This window comes from uncultured Psychrobacter sp. (assembly GCF_947488565.1).
Classification (GTDB): Bacteria; Pseudomonadota; Gammaproteobacteria; order Pseudomonadales; family Moraxellaceae; genus Psychrobacter; species Psychrobacter saeujeotis.
On the sequence record NZ_CANKZC010000004.1, the window covers coordinates 452,225 to 478,064 of the forward strand.

Consider the following 25,840-nt stretch of genomic DNA (forward strand, 5'->3'; position numbering starts at 1 on the left):
AATGCAAGTATGCTAACAGTGCTGGCTTATTATGTTTAATGACTAATATGCGTATGTTATTGCCAAAATGGAATAATATACACATATAGCCAATTAATGAGCCACTTCCTGACTCTACTCTCTGGCAGGTAAGTTTACGTAACGTTAATCCTATAAGGTGAGCAGAGCGTTCTGTTGTAGACTATGGCATACTTTAATCGCTCAACGCTCAGTCATGGCATACATCTTGCCACCCATTTACCAATACTAAGGAGCCCTTCTTATGACCAACTACCCACGCCAGCGCTCGTTACTTTCTATTGCAACCTTACTGTTTGTTACCACTGCCCTCACGTCCGTAACGGGCTGTAGCTACAATAATGATTTAGTCGTTAAGAGCGCGGTGAAGAATGCTACCGTTATTCAAACGCCTGCTGTACAAAAGGTCGTTGGTGATTATGCTTCTGTAGGTTATGACAAGCGGGCGCAAGGTAATGACTGGGTGGGTGTCATCGTACGGGCAGATGACAGAGATGACAGCGAACAGATTGATATTAAAGTACGCGCTCGTAGCGATATAAAAAAACCGACCTGTCATTTTGATGGAAAAGCCACCTTAATGGGTCAAGACGACGCGCATGGGGTTGTTTTTCAGACCACCGTTGATGACAGTATGGCTTTTTTTCAATTCAAAGACGGTGAGCTGACTATTGATAGTCAGGATAAGTATGTACTCAATCAATTTTGCTCTGGTGGCGGTACGCTAGTTGGCGACTATCAGAAGCTCTCGAATCATCTAGAGCTCACCTAAATACAGCGCTCTTTAGCTGCTCATTAATAAAAAAGGTGTCAGACTATAAATCTGACACCTTTTTTTGTTTCTGTTTAATCTATAGAAGAACTGATAGTTATACCGCAGAAGCACCTGTAAGCTTCACCTCAGCACGGTCATCGATAGCGATACCAGCATAGTAATTGCGCAAAATCTGTAATACCTCTGGACGGCTGAAGTTGTCTGGCACCTCCAGATCCTCTGATAGCGCTTTACGCAGCTTGGTTCCTGAGACTTTGACGTGCTCAGAGACATCATGCGGGCAGGTTTTATCAGACGCCATGGCGCTACAAGCATTACACCAAAAGGTCCAACCAATCTTTAGCGGCTGCGTGATCAAATCATCTTTGCCGACGTATTCAAAGATCGTCTGCGCATCAAAGGCGCCATAATAATCACCGACGCCTGCATGGTCACGACCAACAATCAGATGGCTACAGCCGTAGTTTTGACGAAATACCGCATGCAGCAGTGCCTCACGTGGCCCAGCATAACGCATATCGAGCGGATAGCCTGCCTGAATGACGGTGTCTTGCTTAAAGTAATTATCAATCAAGGTTTTAATGGCCTCTTGGCGCACCTCAGCTGGAATATCGCCAGGCTTTAACGCCCCAAGCAATGAATGAATCAACACCCCATCACAAATCTCGATAGCAATCTTGGCAAGGTACTCATGCGAGCGATGCATGGGATTACGGGTTTGGAAGGCGGCGACCGTTTTCCAGCCTTTATTATTTAGTATTTCCCGTGTTTCAGCGGGTGTTTTATAAATCTCAGGGTATAAGGTTGGGAACTCGCCTTCGCTTAGCACTTCAACGCGACCTGCGATATTGACTTCACCCTGATTAAGTACTTGCTGCACGCCCGGGTGCTCAGAATCCGTGGTGGTAAAGACTTGTTGACACTCATGTTCTTTATCGATGGTATAAGTCTCTTCTACCGTCAGTATGCCCATAATCTCATTATCTTGAGCGACCAATGCAACTTTATCACCATGGTTTAGACTATCGGCAGTCGCTTTCGGTGCTGACAACGTAATAGGAATCGGCCAAAACAAGCCCGCATTGTCGCCGCTTTGCAAGCGCATGTCATCGACCACCCCTTGCCAGTCGGCCTGATTCATAAAACCATTTAATGGGGTAAAACCGCCAATACCGAGCATAATCAAATCGCCACGCTCACGAGAGCTTAACGTAGTAGTTGGTAAGGTGCTGGCAAGCTTTAGAGCTTGCTGGCGCGCCTCACCCTTTAATAACAATGGCTTAAGATTCTTGCTGCCATGTGGTGGCACGAGTTTAGATGGTTGTTGATTAGCGGTAGTAGATGTCATTTTTTAAAACCTTTATAGATAGTGACCAAATGAGTCGTGATAAATTTGATAAACCTAGGCTACCTAACTTTGGTTATGAAAATTTATGCTGACTTTGGATATAGATATGTCTTAAAGGAATTTATGTTTATAGACGCAAGCTTATATGATGTGACTCTGAATTGTTTACCTTGCGACTGGCAATAAGATCAAGTACACACGCAAAACATTTTTGTCGCTGCTTTTATGTCTAAAAAATTGAGATTACGTCATGTATCAATATAATTACGCTGACCAAACCTTGGTAGAGGAACGGGTCGCCCAGTTTCGTGACCAAACCGAGCGATTTTTGGCAGGCGAGCTTGCCGAGGAGCAGTACTTACCGCTGCGTCTACAAAACGGTCTGTATATCCAGCGCTATGCACCCATGCTGCGTATCGCCATTCCTTATGGACTACTTGCCAGCTACCAATTACGTAAATTGGCTGAGATTACCCGCAAATACGACAAAGGCTACGGCCACTTTACCACCCGTACCAATATGCAGCTGAACTGGCCAAAGCTAGAAGACGTGCCTGATATCTTAGCGGAGCTGGCCTCAGTACAGATGCACTCTATCCAAACCTCGGGCAACTGTATTCGCAATACCACCACCGACCCTTATGCTGGTATTCATCAAGAGGAGATTGCTGATCCGCGTCCGTATTGTGAAATCATTCGTCAGTGGTCGACCTTTCATCCTGAGTTTGCTTTTTTGCCGCGTAAATTTAAGATTGCTGTTATCGGCACCGAAAACGATCGTGCGGCCACCCGCGTGCATGACATTGGTCTGCACATAAAGAAAAATGAAGACGGCGAGCTTGGCTTTGAAGTCCTAGTCGGCGGCGGTCTTGGTCGTATTCCTGTGCTTGGCAAAGTTATCAATAAGTTCTTGCCCCGTCAGCATCTACTTAGCTATTTGGACGCTATTTTGCGGGTTTATAACCTGCATGGTCGCCGTGATAAAGGCAGTAAATACCGCTCACGTATCAAAATCTTAGTCGATACCTTGGGCGGCCCTGCCTTTGCGAAATTGGTCGATGCTGAGTGGGAGGCGCATACCAAAGACGGACCGTTAACACTGACAGATGCCAACTTTGAACATGCCAGCAGTTTTTTTAGTGAGCCTGATTATAAAGAATTTGATGCATTGCAAGCGCAATCTGATTTGCAGCAGCAATTAAGTGCGGATAAAGACTTTGCCAATTGGTACAACCAAAATACAGTGGCCCATAAAATCGCAGGCTACCGCGCGATTGTCATCTCCTTAAAGGCAGGTCTTGTCGATGGTAAATACGTTCCATCAGGCGATGTCACTGAGTCACAAATGGATGCGTTGGCTGATCTTGCGGACCAATACAGCTTTGGCGAGCTGCGTGGCACTTATCAGCAAAACCTGGTCTTCGCTGATGTGCAAACCAACCAGCTGTATGAGCTATGGCAAAAGCTGACCGACCTGCATCTGGCGCGTCCAAATATCAACACCTTAACTGATATGATCGTCTGCCCAGGCTGGGACTATTGCTCGCTGGCCAATGCCACCACCCACAATATCGCTGAGCAAATCGAAAAGCAGTTTAGCGATTTGGACTACCTTTACGATCTTGGTGATATACGTCTGAATATGTCGGGCTGTATCAACGCTTGCGCCCACCACCATACCGGTGATATCGGCATCCTCGGCGTCGATAAAAAAGGTGAAAACTGGTATCAAATCAGCCTTGGCGGTAATTCAAGCAACGATGCCAAGCTGGGTAAAATACTTGGCCGCTCCGTCCCTACCGAAGCGGTGGCAGATACCATTCAACAGATCGTCGATGTCTATGTCGAGCTGCGAGCCACCACGGACAATGATGTCGAGAGCTTTGGCGAATTGGTTGAGCGCGTCGGTATTGATCCCTTTAAGGAGAAGGTCTATGGCTAATCATCATATCTTGGACAGTAGCGGCGTCGATATTAGCGCTCAAGACAGCTGGTATGCTCTCGCCACGGATACGCTGCCAGATGGTATCGCCTCGATAGAGCTAACGCTACTTGAGCTGCTACAAAAACAAGAAAAACCAGATGTGCTTGTGCCGCTGGCCGATCTCTTAGACGGCTCAGGGGCACTGGCCACGGGCTTGGTAAAAGAAGTGTATGAGCTGATTGTCCAGCACAGTAGCCGTACTGGTCTATGGGTGACTGCTGATACGGACACAGAGGCACTAGCAGCACTGAGTGAGCTGCTATTAAAGCAGACGCTTATCGTCATACATGTGCCCAAATTTGCGGATGGTCGCGGCTTTAGCTTCGCTCAAACGCTGCGCCAAATTGGCTATCAAGGCGAGATTCGGGTCGCAGGCGCATTTGGCCGTGATCAAATTGCTTACTTACTACGCGTAGGCGTCGACAGCTTTGTGCTCAGTGAACACGACTTACAGTCAGACTTTGATATTTCTCAAGCATTTACTGCCCTTGCTAGCAGTTATGACGGTCGCGACGCCTCAAAACTGCCTATGTTTGCAGCATCTTAGTTTTTATAATGACCTGTTTATAAAGATTTAACTTTCTTTTGTAGGCTGTGGTTTTGACCCAGCATATCAATTTTGCAAGACATTAAAGCTGGGTTAAAAACCCAGCCTACGACTTTAACTACCCTTAAGGAAAAACAATGAGCCAGTTACACCCAAACCTAGACATTGACCAAGCCAATCAAGACCTGCAAGGCAAATCACCTGAGCAAATCGTTGCGTGGGCACTAACCCAAGCGAAAAACCCAATCATCACCACCAATTTCCGTCCTTACGAGTCAGCGATTTTGCATTTGGTTGCCAAGCAGCGTCCGGATATCACCGTATTATGGGTAGATTCTGGTTATAACACCGATGCCACTTACCGCTTTGCTAATAAAGTGATTAATGATTTAGATCTAAACGTCATTACTTATATTCCTAAACAAACGGCCGCCCACCGTGATGTCACGATGAATGGTATTCCGGGTGTCAATGATGAGCAGCATGATAAATTTACCGAACAAGTCAAGTTAGAACCATTCCGCCGTGCACTCGATGAGCTACAGCCTGATGTTTGGTTTAACGCTATTCGCAAGGATCAAACCGAGTTCCGTCAAGGTCTTGATGTACTGAGCTTATCAAAAGACGGGGTATTAAAAGTCGCGCCGTTATTTGAAAAAACCGATAGCGATTTAGACGACTATTTGCTTGAGCATAATCTGCCAAATGAGTTTGATTACTTTGACCCAACGAAGGTAGAAGAGCACCGCGAGTGTGGTTTGCATACGCAATTATAGGCTCAAAGGTTTACTGAAACTAAACGCCCTTTCTTAGACTAAGAGAGGGCTTTCGCGTTTTAATAAGCTATCGATTATAAATAAAAGAGGTAAACAAGCCGCCGTAGATGTTCATCTATTCCCTTTTAAGACATAAACCCCACTTGTTATGACATAAATGACTATGTTAATGCCAATTCGCTAGAGGAGACCCCACGCGCGATACTTCATAATGACGACATATATAAATTTGCATAACATTCGGTGCCATTATGAATACCTTTCCGCTGTTTTTTAAGCTTGATAATCGTAAAGTGTTGATCGTCGGTGGTGGTGATGTCGCGCTGCGCAAAGCTGACTTACTCAGTCGTGCTGGTGCTGCTATTACTATCGTCGCGCCAGATATCTGCAAGGAACTACAAGCTTTACTACACGATGATAAGCACACTCTTATTTTTGATAATTATCATAAAAAGTACATGACAGGTGCACGCGTTATCATCGCAGGCACTGATATTGAGGCGCTCAATCATCAAGTACACGCGGATGCCACCGAGCTTAATATTCCGGTCAATGTGGTTGATACGCCGCATTTATGCGACTTTATCTTCCCCGCTATCGTCGATCGCAATCCCATCGTCATCGGCATCTCATCGAATGGTAAAGCGCCGGTGCTGGCACGTTTACTTCGCGCACGGCTTGAGACCCTTATTCCGCAAGGCTATGGCAAATTAGCCAAGCTTGCCGGCGAGTTTCGTAGCGAGGTAAAAAGTAAAATCCCAACCCTGACAGGCCGTCGTCAGTTTTGGGAGCGTGCTTTTGAAGGTCAAGTTAGTCAGCTAATCTTTGCCGGTAATGAGCGTCAGGCTACTGCACAATTACAAGCAGATTTAGACAGCACAGTAGCAGCGCTTAAAAATAGTGTTAATCATACTATTGATCCTAATGCCTATAGTCCTGCTACGACGACTAGCCAGCATTCACAGAGCCACAGTACAGAATCACTATCGGCAACTGCGCCTGTAGCAACAGATGAATTAACGGTTACTCAATCAAAACCCGCGCGAGCCGCTGTTGGTGAAGTCTATATCGTCGGCGCAGGCCCTGGTGATCCAGAATTATTAACTTTTAAAGCGCTACGTCTCATGCAACAAGCGGATATTGTTTTTTATGATGCGCTAGTCTCTCCGCAAGTATTGGATCTGTGCCGCCGTGATGCTGATAAAGTGTTTGTCGGCAAAAAGCGTAGCAATCATGCGGTCGCGCAATTGGGCATCAATGAGCTATTAGTCAATAGCGCCAAAGAAGGACGCCGTGTGGTACGTCTAAAAGGTGGCGATCCCTTTATCTTTGGGCGTGGTGGTGAAGAAATTGAGAGCCTGCGCGCGCATGACATCCCTTACCAAGTGGTACCAGGTATTACCGCTGCTAATGCTGCAGCCAGCTATGCTGGTATTCCCCTTACCCACCGTGATCATTCGCAGTCGGTGCGTTTTGTCACTGGGTTTTTAAAGGCGGGTGCGCCCAATGAGAAGTTTGAAAACTTACTTGATACCAATGAAACTGTGGTGTTCTATATGGGCCTACATTCGCTGGCACGGTTGACGACAGGTCTAATTAACGCTGGCCGCTCGTCTGAGACACCGATTGCCATCGTCTCCAATGCCAGCATGCCCAATCAGCAAGTATTAACTGGTACGCTTGAGAGTATCGTCAAATTGCAAAAGCAAAACCAGCTGCCCACGCCCGCCTTACTTATCATGGGAGATGTGGTGGCGCTGCATGATGATTTGGCGTGGTACAACAAACACAATAAAGATACCAGCGATACAGAGGCTAACTGGTTACGTGCAGGAACAGCTGTCACGGACCAAGATGCAAAAAAACCGATAGACCAGCAAGCCCATGCGCTTTCTATGGTCGCTAATTTGGCAGCGCAGCAAAAAGAGGATTTAGAGCAGTTAGTGATTGGATAATGTTTGCTTGATTTCGAACGGACTATAATATAGCCCTGTCAATATGTTATTGGCAGGGTTTTTTATGCGCTTGCAACAAAGCAAACCGCAACAATTCTTGCTAGAATGACAGCTTTCTATTAAATATCCTTAAGCTTAACTATGCTCACACCTGCTAATACCAAGTCCATACCTGCTAAACCTTTAACCATCCTGCATACCTCAGATTGGCATCTAGGACGTAGGCTATACGGGCGCATGCGTTATAACGAGTTTGAAGCATTTTTACACTGGCTTGAAACAACCATTGACGAGCAAAACGTCGATATCCTGATTGTCGCAGGTGACATCTTTGACACCATGACCCCGAGTAACCGAGCGCAAGCGCTGTATTATGAATTTTTGGGCCGAGTCTCAAAGTCATGCTGTGAGCATATCGTCATCGTCGCAGGCAATCATGATTCGCCGACTTTTTTGGATGCACCAAGTAACGTACTTAAGTTCTTAAACGTTCACGTCATCGGCACCGCTTGTGAAGACTTAAACGATGAAGTTTTGGTATTAAACGATACAGATGGCGCGCCGCATTGCATCATCGCCGCTGTACCGTATTTGCGTGATCGTGATGTACGCAGTAGCAGCGCTGGTGAGTCCGCCGATAGTAAAGACGCCAATGTCATCAAAGGCATTCGCGCCCATTATGATGACGTTGCGAGCATTGCTAAAGCCAAGCAAGCTCAATTAATAAAATCCCATCAGCGTCACATTCCGATAATCGCCACAGGGCATTTGTTTGCGGCTGGCGGCACGACTACGGAAGATGATGGTGTGCGTGAGCTTTATGTCGGCTCTCTTGGCAAGATCTCTGCTGATATGTTTGATGAGGCTTTTGATTACGTCGCGCTTGGTCATTTGCATGTGCCGCAGCGCGTTGGCGGGCAAGAGCATATTCGCTATTCAGGCTCGCCTATGCCGATGGGTTTTGGTGAGGCACGCCAGCAAAAACAAGTATTGCTGGTACAGTTTGGCGATGTGAAAAATGATTTTAGCGAGCGAAAATCGGCATCAAATACTACTGCTGCAAGCAGTATGCCTCAGCTTACCGATACAGTGACTAAGATTGAAAAATCGGTAGAAAAAGCCGCTAAAAAAGTAGCCAGTCAGGCGACTGACTTTATGGATGACTTGTTTGGCTTTGACGAGCCGTCGGTTAATGATAATAAAGATGAGATGGTAAAAACTGCTGTCATAGAAAACACTTCTGCTAATCAAGACGAACACAATCAATCACTGTCTATTGATGCCGCTACTACCAATAAAATCCTGTACCGTAATGATTCTAATCAGATGCAAATCATCTCCCTAGCCATTCCAAAATTTCAAAAACTGGCACAAATATCAGGTGATTTAGCGTCTATTCATCAGTATATTGATAAAAACATTCAATCTCTTGATGCAACAGACTCTATTTGGTTAGAAGTTATTTATACGGGCGATGAGGTTATCAGCGAGCTGCATGAGCATATCCAATCAATGGTAGATGGCTTGCCGTGTGAAGTGTTAAAGATTAAAAACACGCGCACCTATAATAAAGTACTGAACCAACAACAAACCTCTGAAACTCTCCAAGACTTAAATGAAGCAGAGGTATTTGAGCGCTGCCTAACCACTCACAATATTCCTGATGAACAAAAATCATCCTTACGTGACGCGTATGATCAAATCGTTTATAACCTGCAGCATGAAGATACTCAGGCTGAATAACTGAGGCTAAATAATAACAGCACATTTTAGATGCCAGCTGATAGCTTCTTCACTTCTTACCACTACTCTCTTTATAATTGCTTTATACAAAAATAAGACCTGCCCATGCGACTGATTGAACTGCGACTCAAGAACTTAAACTCCCTAAAAGGCGAATGGCACATTGATTTTAGTGATTCCGCTTTTCTAAATGAAGGCATCTTTGCCATCACTGGGCAGACGGGCGCTGGCAAGACCACCATCTTGGATGCAATTTGCTTAGCCTTATATAGTCAAACGCCAAGATTGGGCGATATTACGGGCACAGCGAACGAGATCATGACCCAAGGTACGGGCGAATGCTCAGCAGAAGTCATCATCGAAATAAATTCTAAACGCTATCAATGCTACTGGTATCAACATCGCGCGCACAAAAAAGCCAAGGGTAACCTATTACCGATTAGACATGAGATTAGTGAGGTCAAAACTGGCAAGATTTTAGAGGAGAAAAAATCTAAGACATCCGCCTACATTCAAGACCTCATCGGCATGGATTTTAATCAATTTACCCGCTCAATTATGCTTGCTCAAGGCAGTTTTGCCGCATTTTTAAAGTCTGATATTGGTGATAGAGCAGCGATTTTAGAGAAAATAACCGGCACTGCCATTTATGCCAAAATATCGCTAAACGTCCATGAGAAACATCGTACTGAAAAAGAAGCGCTTGGCAAGCTACAAGCAGGCGTGGATAGCTTATCTTTGTTAAGCCCTGAGGATGAAAAGCGACTGGCAGCAGAGTTAGAGACTCTGAATGAGCAGCAAAGCAAGCAGCGCCAAACCTTCAAAACCCTGAGCGAGCAGCTGCAATGGCTAGATAGCGTTCAGCAACTACAGCAAAATTTATCAACCTATCAGACCGAGTTTGCAGTGGCACAGCAGGCACAGACAGATTTTACTCCAGAAGCCGAGCGCCTAGATATTGCTAATAAAGCTTTAGAGATTGACAGCCACTTTCGAGAGCTAAGCTATAGCCGAGAGTTGGTCAATCGACTTAGCAGTGAACAGCATCAGTTACTCAGTAAGATCCCATCTCAGCAGGCAGTGCTTGCACAAGCTACGACCCATTTAAACGATATCACTACCATTGAAAAGCAAGCAACAGATTATCTGCAAACCACTCTGCCAATTATTACAAAGACACGTGAGTTGGATGCTGAGATAAAACAGCAATCCCATTCTTTGGTAGACGATAAGCAACGTAAAGACGACTTAGACAATAATACGCAGCGATTACATCAAGAAATAGCCAGCCACAGCCAAATAGAACAAGACACTAAGACTCAGCTTAGCAGTATAGAAAAGTATTTTAGCGATTTCCAAGAGCTAAATGCTCTCGACACAGACGTGGCGACCTTTGATAGCAACTGTAGCCGGTTAAAAGCATTGTTAGAAGATAACGTCAGCTTAGCGGCGGATAAACTTGCGCAGGACAATCAATCAAGCCAGCTACAAGCTCGTTTTGATGATTTATCTAAACAGCAAGACGCAGACCAGATAGCGATAACCAAGCAACGTGAGCAACTTACAAGCTTACAACAGCAGCAAGTGGCACTTATCGAAAAACAATCGCTTGCTAGTATGCGCCGTGAGCAAGAGCAAGTCGATCAGATAAGCGCTCAGATTGTACAAGCCAGCTTTAAGCTACAGCAGCTGTCTGAACTTACTCGCCAAATCGAAAAGACGAAGCTCTCGCTACCCACACTAAATAAGGAATTAACTTCCCTAGAAACACTCATTGCTGATCATAAGTCAGATATTGAAGTTACTAAGCTCAAAAAGCAAGAAAGACAAGAGCATCTAGATTTGTTGCAAAAAGTCGCCAAGCTTGAAGATTATATAGCAGAACTAGAAGATGGGACGCCCTGCCCACTTTGCGGTGCGCATGAACACCCTTATGGCGCACATCATCCACTACTAGACAATGACAATGCTAATCACAATCAGCCGTCTAAAACACAACAAGCTCGGCTACAAATAGCGGAACTAGAGACCTTTATTGATAATCTTGAGCAGGCTTTATCGCAACATCGTATCGACCGTGCCACAAAAAAAGAGACACTGAATAACCAAGAGCAACAACTGGCGCCCCTACAGCAGCAATCTAAAACCTTGCATGAGGATATCCAGTCTGACCTACATTTGCTATTTGCGACTAAGAACGATTACTCTGAAGCAATCGCAGCAATTATCGACCCTCTTATTCAAATAAACGATAACATTGATGCGACTACTGCGAACATAGAGCCTATCTTATTCTCATTAGACACCGTCAAACACGACCTGACTGAACATAAACAGTCTCTTAAAACCATAGTGGTCGAATATGAGCACTTAACTGAAACTACTGCAAAGCTCAGTACTACCATCGAAACCGACGAACAGCAACAGCAGGCATTAAGTCGCGAGATGAACAACCTAACGACAGACATAAAGCTTGCTTCTCAGAAAGTTAACGGTATAAAAGATAAGCTTGCTGCTAACTTCTCGGAGCTAGCGCCGATTATGACTACCGTTTCATCGCTAACGCATAAGTATCCTGCAGGTAAATATAAAGATTATTTAACGACGGCGCTCAATGCGGCAGACGTATCTGAAGCACTTAAGCAACTAGATGATAGTTTTGATAAGCAAACGGTAATGGATCGTGCAGACTATGAACGTCATATTGAAAAACTGCGGCAACAGCGCAGCGCTTTAAACCAGTTAAAACAACAGTTCAATGAGCAAAAAAACAGTCAGCATCAGCTAACCAATACCTTAAGCAGTTTGACTGCGCAGATTGAAACCAAGCAAACACAGCTTGATCATGATGAAGTAGCGCTCAAAGAATTGCACAATTCAATTACTAATAAAATTAGAGTTATTGAACAATTACAGCAAGATAGAAAAGAGATTTTTGCCGATAAAAATACAGATACTGAAGAAGATCGGTTACGCAATATTGTCGATGAAGCAAAATCTAAGCAAGCGTCTGTACAAAGACAGTTAGATAAGGTAGAGCACGATTTAGAGCAGTTGGAACGTAGCAAACAACAGTTGATCACAGAGCTGTGGTCTGCGACTACCATATTAGATACGCAGCAAAGCGCCTTTACAGAGTTACTTATAGAGTCACAGTTCGTGGATGAAGCGGCATTCGTTAGCGCCCGTCTGCCGAAAGAAGCGCGTGAAGCACTACATAGGCGTAAATTAGCGCTTGATGGTGCGCGACAGCAAGCCAAACTACAATTAGATAGTACCCAGCAAGCATTAACGCTAAAACTTGCTACTGCTATGACCGAGGAAAGCCAAGAAACGCTCGCAAGCCAGCATCAGCAAATACAAACGGATATCGATGAGCTAAGTCAAAAAATCGGTGCAATTGACCAAAAGCTCAAAGATAACGATAATCAAAAAGGCCAACAAGCGGAACAGCTCGTTGCGATTGATGCGCAAAAACAGAAACTACAAATCTGGCAGCAGCTACACACGCTAATTGGTTCAGCTGATGGCAAAAAATATCGCACCTTTGCCCAAGGCTTAACGTTTGAGGTCATGATTAGTCATGCCAATACGCAATTGCAAAAGATGAGTGATCGTTATTTGCTCATTCATGATGATAGCAGTCCGCTTGAGCTTAATGTCATCGACAACTATCAAGGCGGTGATATTCGCAGTACCAAAAATCTTTCTGGCGGTGAAGGCTTTATTATCAGTCTAGCATTGGCGCTTGGTCTCTCGCAAATGGCCAGTCATAACATTCGCGTTGACTCGTTATTTTTGGATGAAGGCTTTGGTACGCTTGATGAAGACTCCTTAGATATTGCACTCGATACCTTAACCAGCTTACAGCAAGAAGGTAAATTGATCGGCATCATCTCTCACGTACAGGCGTTAAAAGATCGTATCTTAACCCAAATAAAAGTCGAAAAACTCTCTGGCGGCTTTAGTCAAATCAGTGGTCAAGGCTGTCAAAAGATAGTCATATAAAAATCCTTAAAACACATTAATGGCCTGTATCAGCCCATAAAAAGCCCACTGCTAAATAAATTAACAGTGGGCTTTCATAGGTATCACAAATACTAATTACTTGGTAACAATACCACTTAGTTCACTCATCAGTACTGACAATGTTGATAAACCAACCTGACTGTCTTCATCTTCACCATAAATATCATCAAGCTTATGCATCTCTGTCGTTACTGCGGCTAGCTGATCGAGATGACGAGAACGCCACTCGCTAAATGCTTGCTTGGCATCTGGTTTAGATAACAGCGCATCCATCAATAAGCGCAAGCTACGTGATAGCTCATTGACTAGGGCATGGCGCGCACGGCGATCCCAATAATCATGCTGCGGTAAAGTGGCGATATTATCCATCATCCAATCTAACTGTAAGACATGGTACGCCTCAAAGTACAGCGTTGCAATTTCATCGACCGGACGCTCATATTGCTCAGCCAATAATGCCGCATCAAGCGCATCGACATGATAAGGTAGCATCGCAAACATCGTCGCATCACTCTCGGACAGATCTTCTTGCATCAAGCTTGTGGCATCCTCTTGCAAATACTCTGCAAATTGCTGTTCAATGAAACCGCCAGATTTGGTTAATTTTTCAACACTATCTCTAAAGCGATTAATCATATCAGCGACTTGTAAGTCTTGTCCAAAGGCATTGATAAACCAGACAACACCTTGCTCAAGCGCATCACGCAGACGCAGCTCAAGTTTTAGCAGCAGTGTTGCGTCAATTTGGTTATCTAACGCTTCAAGCTTTTTCCATGCTATTGAGACATTGAAAACATCACGGCTAATAGCGTAACCCCGTATGATGGTTGCCAACGATTGATCGGTTTCTTCATACAGACGGAACAGTGCCTCAATACCTAAGCGGTTAACCACACTGTTAGTCAAATAAGTACTGATAATCTCGCGATGCAAGCGGTGCTGGGTCATCTCATCAAAGAACCGCGTAGCCAGCTCATCAGGGAAGTACTTACGTAACTCATTGATGAAATACGGATCATCTGGCAAATCTGACAGTAGCAGATTGTCATATACCCACATCTTGCCATAAGCCATAACGACTGCTAGCTCTGGGTTGGTTAGGCCAGTGGTTGCTTTTTGACGTTTGGCAATCTCTTCATCCGATGGCAAATACTCGATCGCGCGATCCAGACGCCCTTCACTCTCCAACATCTGAATGAAGCGTTGATGATCACTCAAGTTGGCCGCCGCACGAATGTGGCTGAGCTCAATCGCTTGGGGTTGGAGATAGTTTTGGCGCAATACCAGCTCTGCTACGGTATCGGTCATAGACTCAAGCAATTCATTACGCTGTTTTAAGGTCATATCACCTTGCTCAACGACTTTGCCAAGTAAGATTTTGATATTAACTTCGTGATCTGAGCAGTTGACGCCGCCTGAGTTGTCGATAGCATCGGTATAAATACGGCCACCCGTTTGTGCATATTCGATACGGCCTTGCTGAGTAAAGCCTAAGTTACCACCTTCACCCACGACTGCCGTACGCAGCTCACCACCATTGACACGTACCGCGTCATTAGCACGATCCCCGACATCGGCATGGCTCTCGTTTTCGCTTTTCACGTAAGTGCCGATACCACCGTTCCAGATGAGATCAACAGGCGATTTTAGTAATGCACTGATAAAATCATTAGGCGCAAGACTATCTTCACTGATATCGAACAGCGCTTTCATCTCAGCACTGATGGTGATGCTCTTGTCTTGACGAGAGAACACACCGCCGCCTTGACTGATGAGCGATTTTTCATAATCATCCCACGTCGAGCGTGGCATTTTAAACAAACGCTCGCGCTCTGCGTAAGAAGCAGCGGTATCAGGATTGGGATCAACAAAGATATGCAAATGGTTAAAGGCAGCGACTAGCTTGGTATGGGTAGATTGCAGCATACCATTACCAAAGACATCACCACTCATGTCACCAATACCAACCACAGTAAAGTCATCACGATTTTGGATATCCATACCGCGCATACGGAAATGACGCTTGACGGACTCCCAACCACCGCGAGCCGTAATACCCATCGCTTTATGGTCATAGCCAACTGAGCCACCTGAAGCAAAAGCATCGTCCAGCCAGAAGTTATATTCAGCAGACAAAGCGTTGGCGATATCAGAGAACGTCGCTGTCCCTTTATCGGCAGCTACTACCAAGTACGGATCATCTTCGTCATAACGCACAGTATCAGCTGGCGGGACAATTTTTCCATCAACGATATTGTCAGTGACATCAAGCATACCGCGTAAAAACGCTTGGTAGCAGGCAATGCCTTCTGCTTGAAACGCTTCGCGGCCATCAGCCATGGTTTTGGTTTTGACAATAAAGCCGCCCTTTGAGCCTACTGGCACAATCACCGCATTTTTAACCATCTGCGCTTTGACTAGCCCGAGCACTTCGGTACGGAAATCCTCCATCCGATCTGACCAGCGCAAACCACCACGAGCCGCCTTGCCGCCACGCATATGTACTGCTTCAACGCGTGGTGAATAAACAAATATTTCAAACATCAATTTAGGCTTAGGCAAGTTAGGAATATTGGCTGCTAAAAACTTAAACGATAAGCGGTCTTTACGCTGACCATTGCTATCGGTTTGATAAAAGTTTGTACGTACCATGGCATTGATTAAGTCCAAGTACCAGCGCAAGATTCGATCTTCATCCAAACTGTCTACATCTGCCAATGCAGCGATGATTTGTTGTTCAATCTGAGTGGTTTTTTCGCGGCGTTCCTCTTCACTATGTTTAGGGTTCATGCGCGCATCGAACAAACTGCCTAAAGCCACACTGATAGCGCTATTTTTCACCACAGTTTGCTGGATATAAGCACTAGAGAAAGGTGCTTTTGCTTGTATCATATAGCGCGATAACGCACGCAGTACGACCACATCATAAGTATCTAGTTTAGTAATTAATACCAGCTCGTTGAAAGAGTCGCTCTCAACACGTCCAGCCCAGATTTGCTTTAGACTGTCTTCAAACTGACCACGCACGACTTGCATATTGACAGTATTGACGTTTTCTAATATCAGCTCATATTCTTGCATCCAAATCGGTTGATCCGGCAGGTCAAACTCATACGTCTGTGCTGAAATAACTGATACACCAAAGTTTTCTAGAATCGGTAGTACTTTGGATAAAATTACTGGTTGATTGCGACCATACAGTTTTAGATGCAACTGATTTCCTGCATCTCCTGTTGACTGGTATAAGTGCCAAATCATCGGCTGCTCATCGCTCAAGCTTGCCAAACGCTTGGTATCTTCAACCGCCGTACGCGCATCAAAACGCTCTTCGTAAGCTGCAGGAATGTAGTCTAGGAAACGACGCGTTAAGGAATTGGCTTGTTGTTCCCCAACATTATCCAGCAGCATTTGCTGATAATGATCAGTCCATGATTTCATAAGTGCTGATAGTTCAGCCTCAAGTGCAGCGTTATCGACATCGTTAACTTGACCTGGTACCGTGCGCACGTGTACATGTACGCGAGCGTGTTCAGATTCGTTGAATTCGGTCGTAAAGCCAGATGATGTGCCACCATAAGCTTCTTTTAGCACTTTTTGTACTTCAATGCGCAATTCAGTGTTGAATTTATCACGAGGGATATAAACAAGGCACGACACAAAGCGCTGATAATGGTCAATACGGCTAAATAAGCGTAGGCTCTTTTTGTCCTGTAATTGGGTGATACCAGAAACGATAGGATATAACTCTTCAACGCTGGCTTGAAACAGATCATCACGCGGTAAAGTATTAATAACATGCATCATTTTATAATAAGCATGTCCTGCACGCGGTAAGTCAGCCATCGCCATAATTTTGTTGGCTTTTTCACGTAACAGCGGGATTTGTTGTACGCTAAGCTGATAGGCTTGAGATGTTAAAAGACCAATAAAACGGTATTCACCAACCAGTTTGCCATTATCATCGAACTTATGAATACCTAAGAAATCCATATATACTGGGCGATGAACAGGAGACACGCGGCTTGATTTGGACAGCATTAACACTCGTGGCTCGGTCAAAAGTTGTTTGAGTTCTTTAGGCAGTCTATCAAAGCTTTCTGATAACTTATCTTCTTCAGCGCCGCGTAGTAGACCAAGACCACTATTACCAATGGCAAACAAATCTAGATCGGCATTTTGGTTGGCACCGCCTTGTTTATTGTCTGATTTGTCATCAACAGCGATATAATTGCCACCTTCGAGACGATACTCACGATAGCCTAAAAATATAAAGTGGTCGTCTAAAATCCAATCTAAAAAGGCTTGAATTTCTTGCTGAGAATAATAAACTTCCGGTAGTGGCTTTTGTGACAGCTCAGTTTGAATATCAGTTAAACGTGCACGCATCTCCTTCCAGTCGCCAACCACGGTATCAAGCGTATCAACTTTATCTAAAAGTATCTGATGTAGCGCCTCTAACTCATCATCATTTTGATATGCAATCTCGCAATGGATGAGCGACATATTAGACGTCGCACTTTCATCAGCATTATCAACTTGGGTCAAATCGCCGTTTTCATCTCGCGTCACGCTGATGATTGTATTATAAGTGCGGTGAACATCGATACCTTGTGCTTCAAGGCTCATAAGCATTGTATCTACCAAAAACGGTCGATCGTATGCCACCATTTGGATAATAGTATGTGAGCTATGAAAATGCTGTTCTTCAGCGATAGGGTTAAAGACCGCTAACTGCGGCTTACTACCTTCATAGGCTTTTAGTAGCGTAAAGTGATGTAATGCCATACCTGCTAAATCAGCATCATTTATGACGTCTGCAGTTTCATGGTGCAGCGGTCGGTAATAGCTATTGATAAAATGATCAAGTAGTGATTTGTCTTTTTGCACATAACTGGTTGCAATATCACTTATCTGGCCAATGCGCTCTTTTGTGATACCAAGAGAGTTGGGCATAGCGTTCGTCCTTTTTATAAGTTTGATTTTTTTAATTAAATGTCGTTTACGTTTTTGTTTGATATTCTACTATTCAAACGTCTTTGACCCGTATACTTCGCTAGTCTGATGGATTGTAACCCACCTATCAGTATAGCTAAAGTGTAAAAAATTATTTCATGAATACGTACCGTCTTGATAACCTTTATTCATAAGATATTTGTTCATTATATCGCTAATTTGATAGTAATATCTTTTAAATATTCTTTTATGTAGATATTCTATACTTTTGTTAAATGATAGTAGTCAATATTTTGACCAAACAAATTTTTTAGCCAATGTCGGTGGGTAGATATATATATTGATAAGGTTGTCTGAAGTAAGGTTAGCCAATAGATACGAATGGCAATGGGTGAGACTTTTTTGTTAGAATACGGCAGTATGTTTAACAGTGCTTTACTGTTTCACTATTAACGCTTAATTAAGGGTAAGATGTATGATGAATATTTTGGTGATCGGCTCAGGTGGTCGCGAACACGCATTGGCTTGGCAATGTGCCAAAAATGATAACGTGCAGCGTATCTATGTCGCACCTGGTAATGCTGGCTCTGCTTTGGAACCCAAGTGCCAAAATGTTGTCTTAAAATCTACCAGTAGTGACGCAAGTGAACATAGCGCTGTCATCGAATTTTGTCAAAATAATGCCATTGATATGGTTATTGTTGGTCCTGAAGCCCCATTGGTTACCGGTATTATCGACGCTTGCCGTGATGCTGGTATCAAAGCATGGGGGCCGACTACCTATTGCGCTCAGTTAGAAGGTTCAAAGACCTTTGCTAAAGAATTTATGGCTCAGAACAATATTCCTACTGCTGCCTATCAAGGATTCACCGATGCGACAGCTGCTAAAGCTTATATCGATGAACAAGGCGCACCGATCGTCATCAAAGCAGATGGTCTCGCTGCTGGCAAAGGCGTTATTGTAGCTGAGACTATTGAACAGGCTTATGATGCAATTGACGATATGCTAGCGGACAATAAGTTTGGCGATGCTGGTAGTCGTGTGGTAATTGAGCAGTTTTTACAAGGTGAGGAAGCAAGCTTTATCTGTATGATTGATGGTGATAACATTTTACCAATGGCGACCAGCCAAGATCATAAGCGTGCGTATGAAGGCGATACAGGCCCCAATACAGGTGGTATGGGTGCGTATTCTCCAGCACCAGTGGTCACTCAAGACGTGCATGATAAAGTGATGGCGCAAGTGATTCAGCCAGTGGTTGATGCCATGAAAGCTGCAGGTCATCCTTATACGGGCTTTTTGTATGCAGGTCTGATGATTGATAAGTCAGGCGACCCTTATGTCATCGAATTTAACTGCCGTTTTGGCGATCCAGAAACGCAGCCTATTTTGATGCGCCTTCAGTCATCTATGGTAGACTTAATCACTCAAGGGCTGGCAGGTCAATTGCCTGATGCAGCTGAATGGGATACGCGCCCTGCCCTTGGTATTGTTATCGCCTCTAAGGGCTATCCTGAAACTTCATCGAAAGGTGATGTGATTGCTGGCTTGCCCGAACTTGGCGTTGATAACGATGACTCAGTCAAAGTTTTTCATGCAGGTACTGCATTTTCTCAAGATGGCACTAATATTGGTTCACAAGATGCAAGCTATGACAATAATGCTAAAGAAGTGATTACAAATGGTGGCCGTGTACTATGCGTGACTGCTTTAGCAGATAGTATTTTAGACGCGCAACAAGCAGCACTTGCCGTCACAGGTGCTATCAGTTTCGATGGTGCGCATTATCGCCGTGACATAGGTCATCATGCCATTACACGCGAGCAGTCTTAGACCTACTCGTATTTGAGACAGTATGTTTTGTCCCACTATTTTGTTTTATTAATAAGTTATATGGCTCAAACCCCAGTTTAAACATGAGCTGGGGTGTTTTAGTATTTTCATTCGTATTATGACCTAAGGGTCAGTACGACTTTGTATACTAACCTTGCATGTCCCTTGTATTGTTAGTCTTAAACCCGCAAATCAGTACAATCTGATGAATGGTTATATTTATGGCACATGATACGTCTAGACCTTCTAATAATAATAGGCAATCAATTGACACCCTAAAAACCTCTGGGTTTGAACGTCGATTATCGATTGCCAAAACCTCTTTGAACATTGGTCGTCGCTGGGCAGGTAATAGTATGTCCGGTATATTTTTGGACAAACAAGCACGCTCAAAGCGCAATCAAGTTTTTATGGAGGCACAGGCGAACTATGTCGCAGAAGAACTAGGTAAACTAAAAGGCTCAGTGGTTAAGATTGGTCAAATGTTGGCGTTGTATGGTGAGCATATATTACCGCCAGAAATCACCAAAGCGTTGCAAACGCTTAATGATGACACGGCTACTCTCACTTGGCCAAAAATAGAACAAACCTTACAGCATATATTAGGTGACAAGCTAAATGAGCTCGAAGTAGATTCGGTTCCTATTGGTACCGCCTCCCTTGCCCAAGTTCACCGTGCAACGGTATTAGAAACTGGCGAGCAAGTCGTACTAAAAATACAGTATCCAGGTGTAGCAGAAGCGATCGACTCTGATCTTGCACTGTTTAAACGCTTACTAAAGGTAAGTAATGTCGTGCCGCAAACACGTGCACTTGATACTTGGTTTGAAGAGATACGCGACCTACTCCATAATGAAGTTGATTACAATACTGAAGCTGCAACGACAGAGCGCTTTTATAGTCGTCTGGTTGACGATCCTCGCTATATCGTACCGAAGATTAATCGTCATTACTCAAGCAAGCGTTTACTGTGTATGACTTATGAGCCTGGTGTCTCTGTCACCTCAGAATCGCTGCAATTGATATCGCATGAACGACGCAATGCTATTGGTCAAGCAGCCATAGAAGTTATGATGCAGGAGATTTTCGTTTGGGGTGAGATGCAAACTGATCCAAACTTTGGTAATTACTTGGTGCGTATCAGTGACAACGTTGATGAGTTAGATAAACTTATCTTATTAGATTTTGGCGCTATTAGGCAGTTTGATAATACGCTATTGACCATTGCGCGTAACTTATTACGTGCAGGTTACCATCATGATCATCAATTAATGGTAGAAGGTATGACAGGTTATGACTTTTTTAATACGATGAGTGATAAAGTTCGTTCCGATATCGCCTCATTATTTTTGCTTGCGACAGAACCTTTTAGTCATCCTGATGCTAACCCTGATATTCCTGCAGACTGTTTAGATGAACAAAAACGTTATATTTGGGCCGATAGTAAATTGCATTCACGTATATCAGAGCGTGCTACACAGGCGATTCAGTCGTTCGAATTTAATTTACCTCCAAAAGAGTTTATGTTTATTAGCCGTAAGTTTATTGGTGCTTATACTTTTTTGACGGTCATTAATGCACATACCAATTCAGAAAAATTGGTAAAACCTTTTTTATGAAAATATTATTGACCCTTAAATTTTGAAAACCGCTTTTTGTAGCGGTTTTTTATTAATTTATTTTTATCTGCTTAGGCTATTTATTTTTATCATTACTATACGTTGTTTGCACACCAATCATCAAACCTTGTTTTATAACCTTGAGGCTTTGTCATGACTAGCTCCCAACACGTCTCCCTTCGAGCTAAATACTTGACTTCAAAGTGAGTACGCTGACTTTCAATAGCTATTTTATAGCGTTTGTTAGGCAATGCCCAAACAGTCGACGCCTGCTCAACTGCATTGTCCATATAGGTGTCTATATTGGTTGCCAGAATTACAGTGCCGCCTATTTGCAAACGAGATAATAAAAATTCGAAGAAAGGCATATTTAACCATTGCTGATTAAGGTTATGCTGTTCTGGGTTTGGATAAAGCAGATAAATACTTGTCAAACAATTAGGAGGCAGGGCGTGTACAGTCCATGCAATAGCATCAGCGTGGATGGGTGTTAGGTTATCTGGCAGTCGTTGCTCAAATTGTTTGGTAAAGGCTTCGAATTTATTGCGTGTGCGTTCAATAGCAATCAGATGTTTATCAGGATGCTCGGCTGCAAAACTAAGTGCATGCTTACCCTTCCCTGCTCCAATTTCCAATACCAAAGGCATGTTACTGTTACTATTTTTTATAACGCTTGGAATGGTAAAATCACGCGGTGCTGAGAGCTTTTGTGGTTGAAATGCACGCTTTTGCTGATGCGTAAGCTCAATATTTTCAGTCATCTACTGCCCCTAAAGCATTTGTCTTTTGTCATTATCCGGCCACATGCTATTATATAGGCAATTTAAGTCAATAGTAATATAGCGACAGCGAGTAACGCTTTACGTTCTACCAATTGTAACTTAGCCCAAGATATATAAAATAGATAAACTTGCACTTTGCTATTGACTAATCATGTCGATAATACCAATGAATTTGAGAATACTATTACCCTTATTATGACTAAAACGACTCCCGACACTCCCCCTAAGACCTATCCTTGCCCGCGTTGTGGTACTCAGACCACATGGCAGGACAATAAATACAAGCCATTTTGTAGCAGTCGCTGTAAGCTGATTGACTTGGGCGCATGGGCAAATGAAGACTATACTCTACCTGCAGAAACCACCCCTTTTTCTGACGAACTATAGCCCATACCTTTTATTTTTACTAACTTATCATCTTAAGGATGTTTTGCATGTCAGCTACTTATCTGATGCCTACCTATAATCGTCAGCCTATCAGCTTCACCCATGGTTCGGGAAGTTGGCTCTATACCAAAGATGAAACTCCATATTTAGATGCACTTACAGGCATTGCAGTGTGCGGCTTAGGGCATTGTCATCCGAAGGTTACCGAAGCTATTCAGCAGCAGGCTGCCACTTTGGTTCATACCAGCAATTTGTTTGGCATCGATTGGCAAGAACGTGCAGGAGAAGCACTTTGTACTGCAGCACAAATGGATAGTGTGTTTTTTGCCAATAGTGGTGCTGAGGCCAATGAAGCTGCTCTAAAGATGGCGCGACTTTATGCTCACCAGCAAGGCTTTAAACGTCCAAAAGTTATTGTGATGGAGCAATCATTTCATGGTCGTACTTTACTATCGTTATCAGCGACTGCCAATCCTAAAGCGCGTGAAGGTTTTTATACCTTAGATGATGATTTTATCCGTGTGCCCTTCGGCGACATTGCAGCTATCAAACAAGCGGCCAAAGATTATGGTGATATTTGTGCAATATTCGTCGAACCTATTCAAGGCGAAGGCGGTCTCAATACTGCAGCTAATGGATTTAGCTATTTAGAAGAGCTACAAGCACAATGTGAGGCCAACAACTGGCTGTTTATGATTGATGAGGTACAAACTGGTAATGGACGTACGGGCAAATATTTTGCTTATCAACATAGCAATGCTCGTCCTGATGTATTGACTACCGCTAAAGGCCTTGGTAATGGTTTTCCTGTAGGCGCCTGTATGGTACGCGGACGTGCTAACGGCTTATTCGGCGCAGGCAGTCATGGTTCTACTTATGGCGGTACACCGCTTGCAAGTCGCGTAGTACATAGTGTGTATGATGTATTGGCAAATAGCGGCATAATGGAAAACGCGTTAACCGAAGGTCAGTTTATTCGTAAAAGCATAACGGACGAGCTGCAACAATACGACGTTAGTAGTCGCGGTGCTGGAATGATGATAGGCATTGTCCTACCCAATACCATGGACTGTAGTCAGCTGGTGGACCTAGCACGCGATGAGCACAAACTAATCATCAATGTCACAGGCAGTCATGTCGTACGCCTATTACCGCCACTAAACATCAGCCGTCATGAAAGTCAGCAGATTATTGAGCGCTTAGTTAACTTATTGAGGCCCTTACTTTAAACTGGTTTTGTCATATACTTGATATATACTAAAAACCAAAGAGCCCTAAGTAAGATTTATTTAGGGCTCTTTTTGTATCTCTGTAACTTTACGCTTATTGACCATTAACAAGCATGAAAGTATTTTTTTAAAACTTCTAGGCAGCGAGTAATCTTTGCAGGTTGCTGTTCACGATTTAGAGTGACTGCGTATAATACAAAGCTTGGTAATTGGTAACCTGTCAACACTTCCACCAATTCACCACTTTCTAACTCTTTTTTAGCATCCATCTCCAACATTCTAACCAAACCATGCCCCTCTTTAGCCAAAGTAGTAGCCATAAAGACATTGTTGGTATGAATACGAGAGTCCATCTTTATACGCGTCTTTTTGCCAGTTTCGGTTTGGGTAAGCTCAACTTGATTAGCGTCTTTCATGATGTCAATACAAATTAGCTGATGCATCGCTAAATCTTTTGGGCTTTCAAGTTTTTTACGTTGACGTAAATATTGCGGCGATGCAATCAGTACTTGACGTACATCTGTCAACGGATGACTACTTAACGTAGAGTCATTGATTGTGGGGCTCATACGTATGGCAATATCAATGCGCTCATCAATCATATCAATATAATGATTGTCCGCAAGATAAGTGATACTTAAGTCGTCATGCGCCGCCATCCATGTAGATAATGCTGGCAAAATATGGTTAACGCCAAGCTCAGGTGTAGTAGCAATACGCAAACTACCTGCTAACTCATCACGCAACTGATTAACTTTAATTCTGCCCTGCTCTGCAGCACTAACGACATCTTTGGCCGCTTCATAAAAACTCTCACCTGCTTCAGTCAGGCTTAACTTGCGTGTAGAGCGATGTAATAACACTACACCTAGCTCATTTTCTAGTGATCGTATCTGTTGGCTGACTGCACTAGTTGTGATGCCAAGCTCACGAGCCGAACCACTAAAAGAGCCATGTCCGACCACACTGGCGAACACAGCCATACCGCGTAAATTATCTAACATAGTCTCACCTGGTAAACTTCCTGGTTGTTAATATAACTTAACCAGTATATCGGATTTTGTACATTTTTCATATTACCGTATATCGGTAGTACCATTTATTTCTAGATATAAAACAAAGTAATATCAATACGTTGGCGTTTGACTATGATAATTTGTAGTTAGACACTGTTTATAAATGATTATTTTTACTACTTGCAAGAATCTAGCAAACTATTTAATAAAAATTAACACTGAAAAAGTGAAATGCTCCACCATATAAAGTAGCGATGGCATAGGTATATTAATGGTTAGATAAGTTTGACCTTACCCATTTTTCCTTCGCCACGAGCAGACAAATACTGCATGACAGGTGACTCAAGTAACATGGTTTCTGCAACTGAGGTGGCTTGCAAAACGCGTTGACGCTGACGCAGCTCAGGGGTTTTATTCTCATCTTGCATCACACTGCTGTCTACTTGCAAACTTACATCTGCCTTAAGAAACTGCTGCTGTAGCTTTGCAGCCAGTGCTTGAAAGGTCGTTTGCAAATGCTTGCTATCGACACCAGTCATAAATACTGCGTCTCCATTGCAGTCGCCAGTCATCATACCTTGACGAGCAAGGGCTAACTCATCTTGCGCAAGGTTGCTATTCTCACGAGCCTCTTGTAGCCAATAGTCCCACTTCTCTGGTGTCCATTCTCCTGTCAGCTCTTGCGGTGGGCAACGTAGCAAAACACGTGGATCGCTATCTTGAGAAGATAATTGAGAATCATTTCGACTTGGCTCAGAAATTGGTTCAGGCTCAGAAATTGGTTCAGGCTCAGAAATTGGTTCAGGCTCAGAAATTGGTTCAGGCTCAGAAATTGGTTCAGGCTC

General features: G+C 43.7%; 16 protein-coding genes. 12 read left to right on the forward strand and 4 right to left on the reverse strand.

The genetic code is table 11. The features are described from left to right. The first annotated feature begins 262 nt into the window (after positions 1-262). Entirely contained in the window at positions 263-790 is a 528-nt protein-coding gene (locus Q0890_RS11120; protein ID WP_299220806.1) for a hypothetical protein, read from the forward strand. Between the two features lie 97 nt (positions 791-887). On the opposite strand, the gene sat is transcribed toward Q0890_RS11120, so the two are convergent. After that, positions 888-2,141 carry a sulfate adenylyltransferase gene (gene sat, locus Q0890_RS11125; protein WP_299220809.1) on the reverse strand — a complete coding sequence of 418 codons (1,254 nt, stop codon included), beginning with the start codon at positions 2,139-2,141 and terminating at the stop codon, positions 888-890. Positions 2,142-2,391: 250 nt separating this feature from the next. Between sat and Q0890_RS11130 the strand changes: the two genes are divergently transcribed. The 6 genes from Q0890_RS11130 (at position 2,392) to Q0890_RS11155 (ending at position 13,154) form a co-directional block, all read left to right on the forward strand. Further along, positions 2,392-4,083, forward strand: a complete 1,692-nt coding sequence (locus tag Q0890_RS11130; protein ID WP_299220812.1) for a nitrite/sulfite reductase — start codon at positions 2,392-2,394, stop codon at positions 4,081-4,083. Beyond that, positions 4,076-4,672, forward strand: coding sequence for a DUF934 domain-containing protein (locus Q0890_RS11135; RefSeq protein WP_299220815.1), 597 nt, complete (start codon positions 4,076-4,078; stop codon positions 4,670-4,672). The genes Q0890_RS11130 and Q0890_RS11135 overlap by 8 nt, the downstream gene beginning before the upstream one ends. 137 nt (positions 4,673-4,809) lie before the next feature. Continuing rightward, the gene (locus tag Q0890_RS11140) at positions 4,810-5,448 is read left to right on the forward strand and encodes a phosphoadenosine phosphosulfate reductase family protein (RefSeq protein ID WP_299220818.1); all 639 of its coding nucleotides are present in this window, start codon (positions 4,810-4,812) and stop codon (positions 5,446-5,448) included. A 251-nt stretch (positions 5,449-5,699) separates the two neighbouring features. Next, positions 5,700-7,403 carry a uroporphyrinogen-III C-methyltransferase gene (gene cobA, locus Q0890_RS11145; RefSeq protein WP_299220821.1) on the forward strand — a complete coding sequence of 568 codons (1,704 nt, stop codon included), beginning with the start codon at positions 5,700-5,702 and terminating at the stop codon, positions 7,401-7,403. A 141-nt stretch (positions 7,404-7,544) separates the two neighbouring features. Further along, positions 7,545-9,146, forward strand: coding sequence for an exonuclease SbcCD subunit D C-terminal domain-containing protein (locus tag Q0890_RS11150; protein ID WP_299220823.1), 1,602 nt, complete (start codon positions 7,545-7,547; stop codon positions 9,144-9,146). A 105-nt stretch (positions 9,147-9,251) separates the two neighbouring features. After that, positions 9,252-13,154 (forward strand): AAA family ATPase, encoded by a 3,903-nt coding sequence (locus tag Q0890_RS11155; RefSeq protein ID WP_299220826.1) that lies wholly within the window; start codon positions 9,252-9,254, stop codon positions 13,152-13,154. A gap of 96 nt (positions 13,155-13,250) precedes the next feature. On the opposite strand, the gene Q0890_RS11160 is transcribed toward Q0890_RS11155, so the two are convergent. Continuing rightward, positions 13,251-18,128, reverse strand: a complete 4,878-nt coding sequence (locus Q0890_RS11160) for an NAD-glutamate dehydrogenase (protein ID WP_299220830.1) — start codon at positions 18,126-18,128, stop codon at positions 13,251-13,253. 478 nt (positions 18,129-18,606) lie between these two features. Here Q0890_RS11160 and purD point away from each other — a divergent pair, with 478 nt between their 5' ends. Then, the gene (gene purD / locus Q0890_RS11165) at positions 18,607-19,962 is read left to right on the forward strand and encodes a phosphoribosylamine--glycine ligase (RefSeq protein WP_299220900.1); all 1,356 of its coding nucleotides are present in this window, start codon (positions 18,607-18,609) and stop codon (positions 19,960-19,962) included. Positions 19,963-20,183: 221 nt separating this feature from the next. After that, on the forward strand, positions 20,184-21,581 hold the full coding sequence (locus tag Q0890_RS11170) for an AarF/ABC1/UbiB kinase family protein (RefSeq protein WP_299220833.1): 1,398 nt from the start codon (positions 20,184-20,186) through the stop codon (positions 21,579-21,581). 95 nt (positions 21,582-21,676) lie between these two features. Here Q0890_RS11170 and Q0890_RS11175 read toward each other — a convergent pair whose 3' ends face one another. Then, positions 21,677-22,342 (reverse strand): DUF938 domain-containing protein, encoded by a 666-nt coding sequence (locus tag Q0890_RS11175; RefSeq protein ID WP_299220836.1) that lies wholly within the window; start codon positions 22,340-22,342, stop codon positions 21,677-21,679. Between the two features lie 216 nt (positions 22,343-22,558). Here Q0890_RS11175 and Q0890_RS11180 point away from each other — a divergent pair, with 216 nt between their 5' ends. Beyond that, positions 22,559-22,750 (forward strand): DNA gyrase inhibitor YacG, encoded by a 192-nt coding sequence (locus tag Q0890_RS11180; protein ID WP_299220903.1) that lies wholly within the window; start codon positions 22,559-22,561, stop codon positions 22,748-22,750. A gap of 47 nt (positions 22,751-22,797) precedes the next feature. Continuing rightward, positions 22,798-23,979 (forward strand): aspartate aminotransferase family protein, encoded by a 1,182-nt coding sequence (locus tag Q0890_RS11185; protein ID WP_299220837.1) that lies wholly within the window; start codon positions 22,798-22,800, stop codon positions 23,977-23,979. Positions 23,980-24,083: 104 nt separating this feature from the next. On the opposite strand, the gene Q0890_RS11190 is transcribed toward Q0890_RS11185, so the two are convergent. Beyond that, positions 24,084-24,983 carry a LysR family transcriptional regulator gene (locus Q0890_RS11190; RefSeq protein WP_299220838.1) on the reverse strand — a complete coding sequence of 300 codons (900 nt, stop codon included), beginning with the start codon at positions 24,981-24,983 and terminating at the stop codon, positions 24,084-24,086. Between the two features lie 807 nt (positions 24,984-25,790). Here Q0890_RS11190 and Q0890_RS13710 point away from each other — a divergent pair. Next, positions 25,791-25,840: hypothetical protein (locus tag Q0890_RS13710; RefSeq protein WP_367276849.1), on the forward strand; the 50-nt coding region annotated here is incomplete at its 3' end.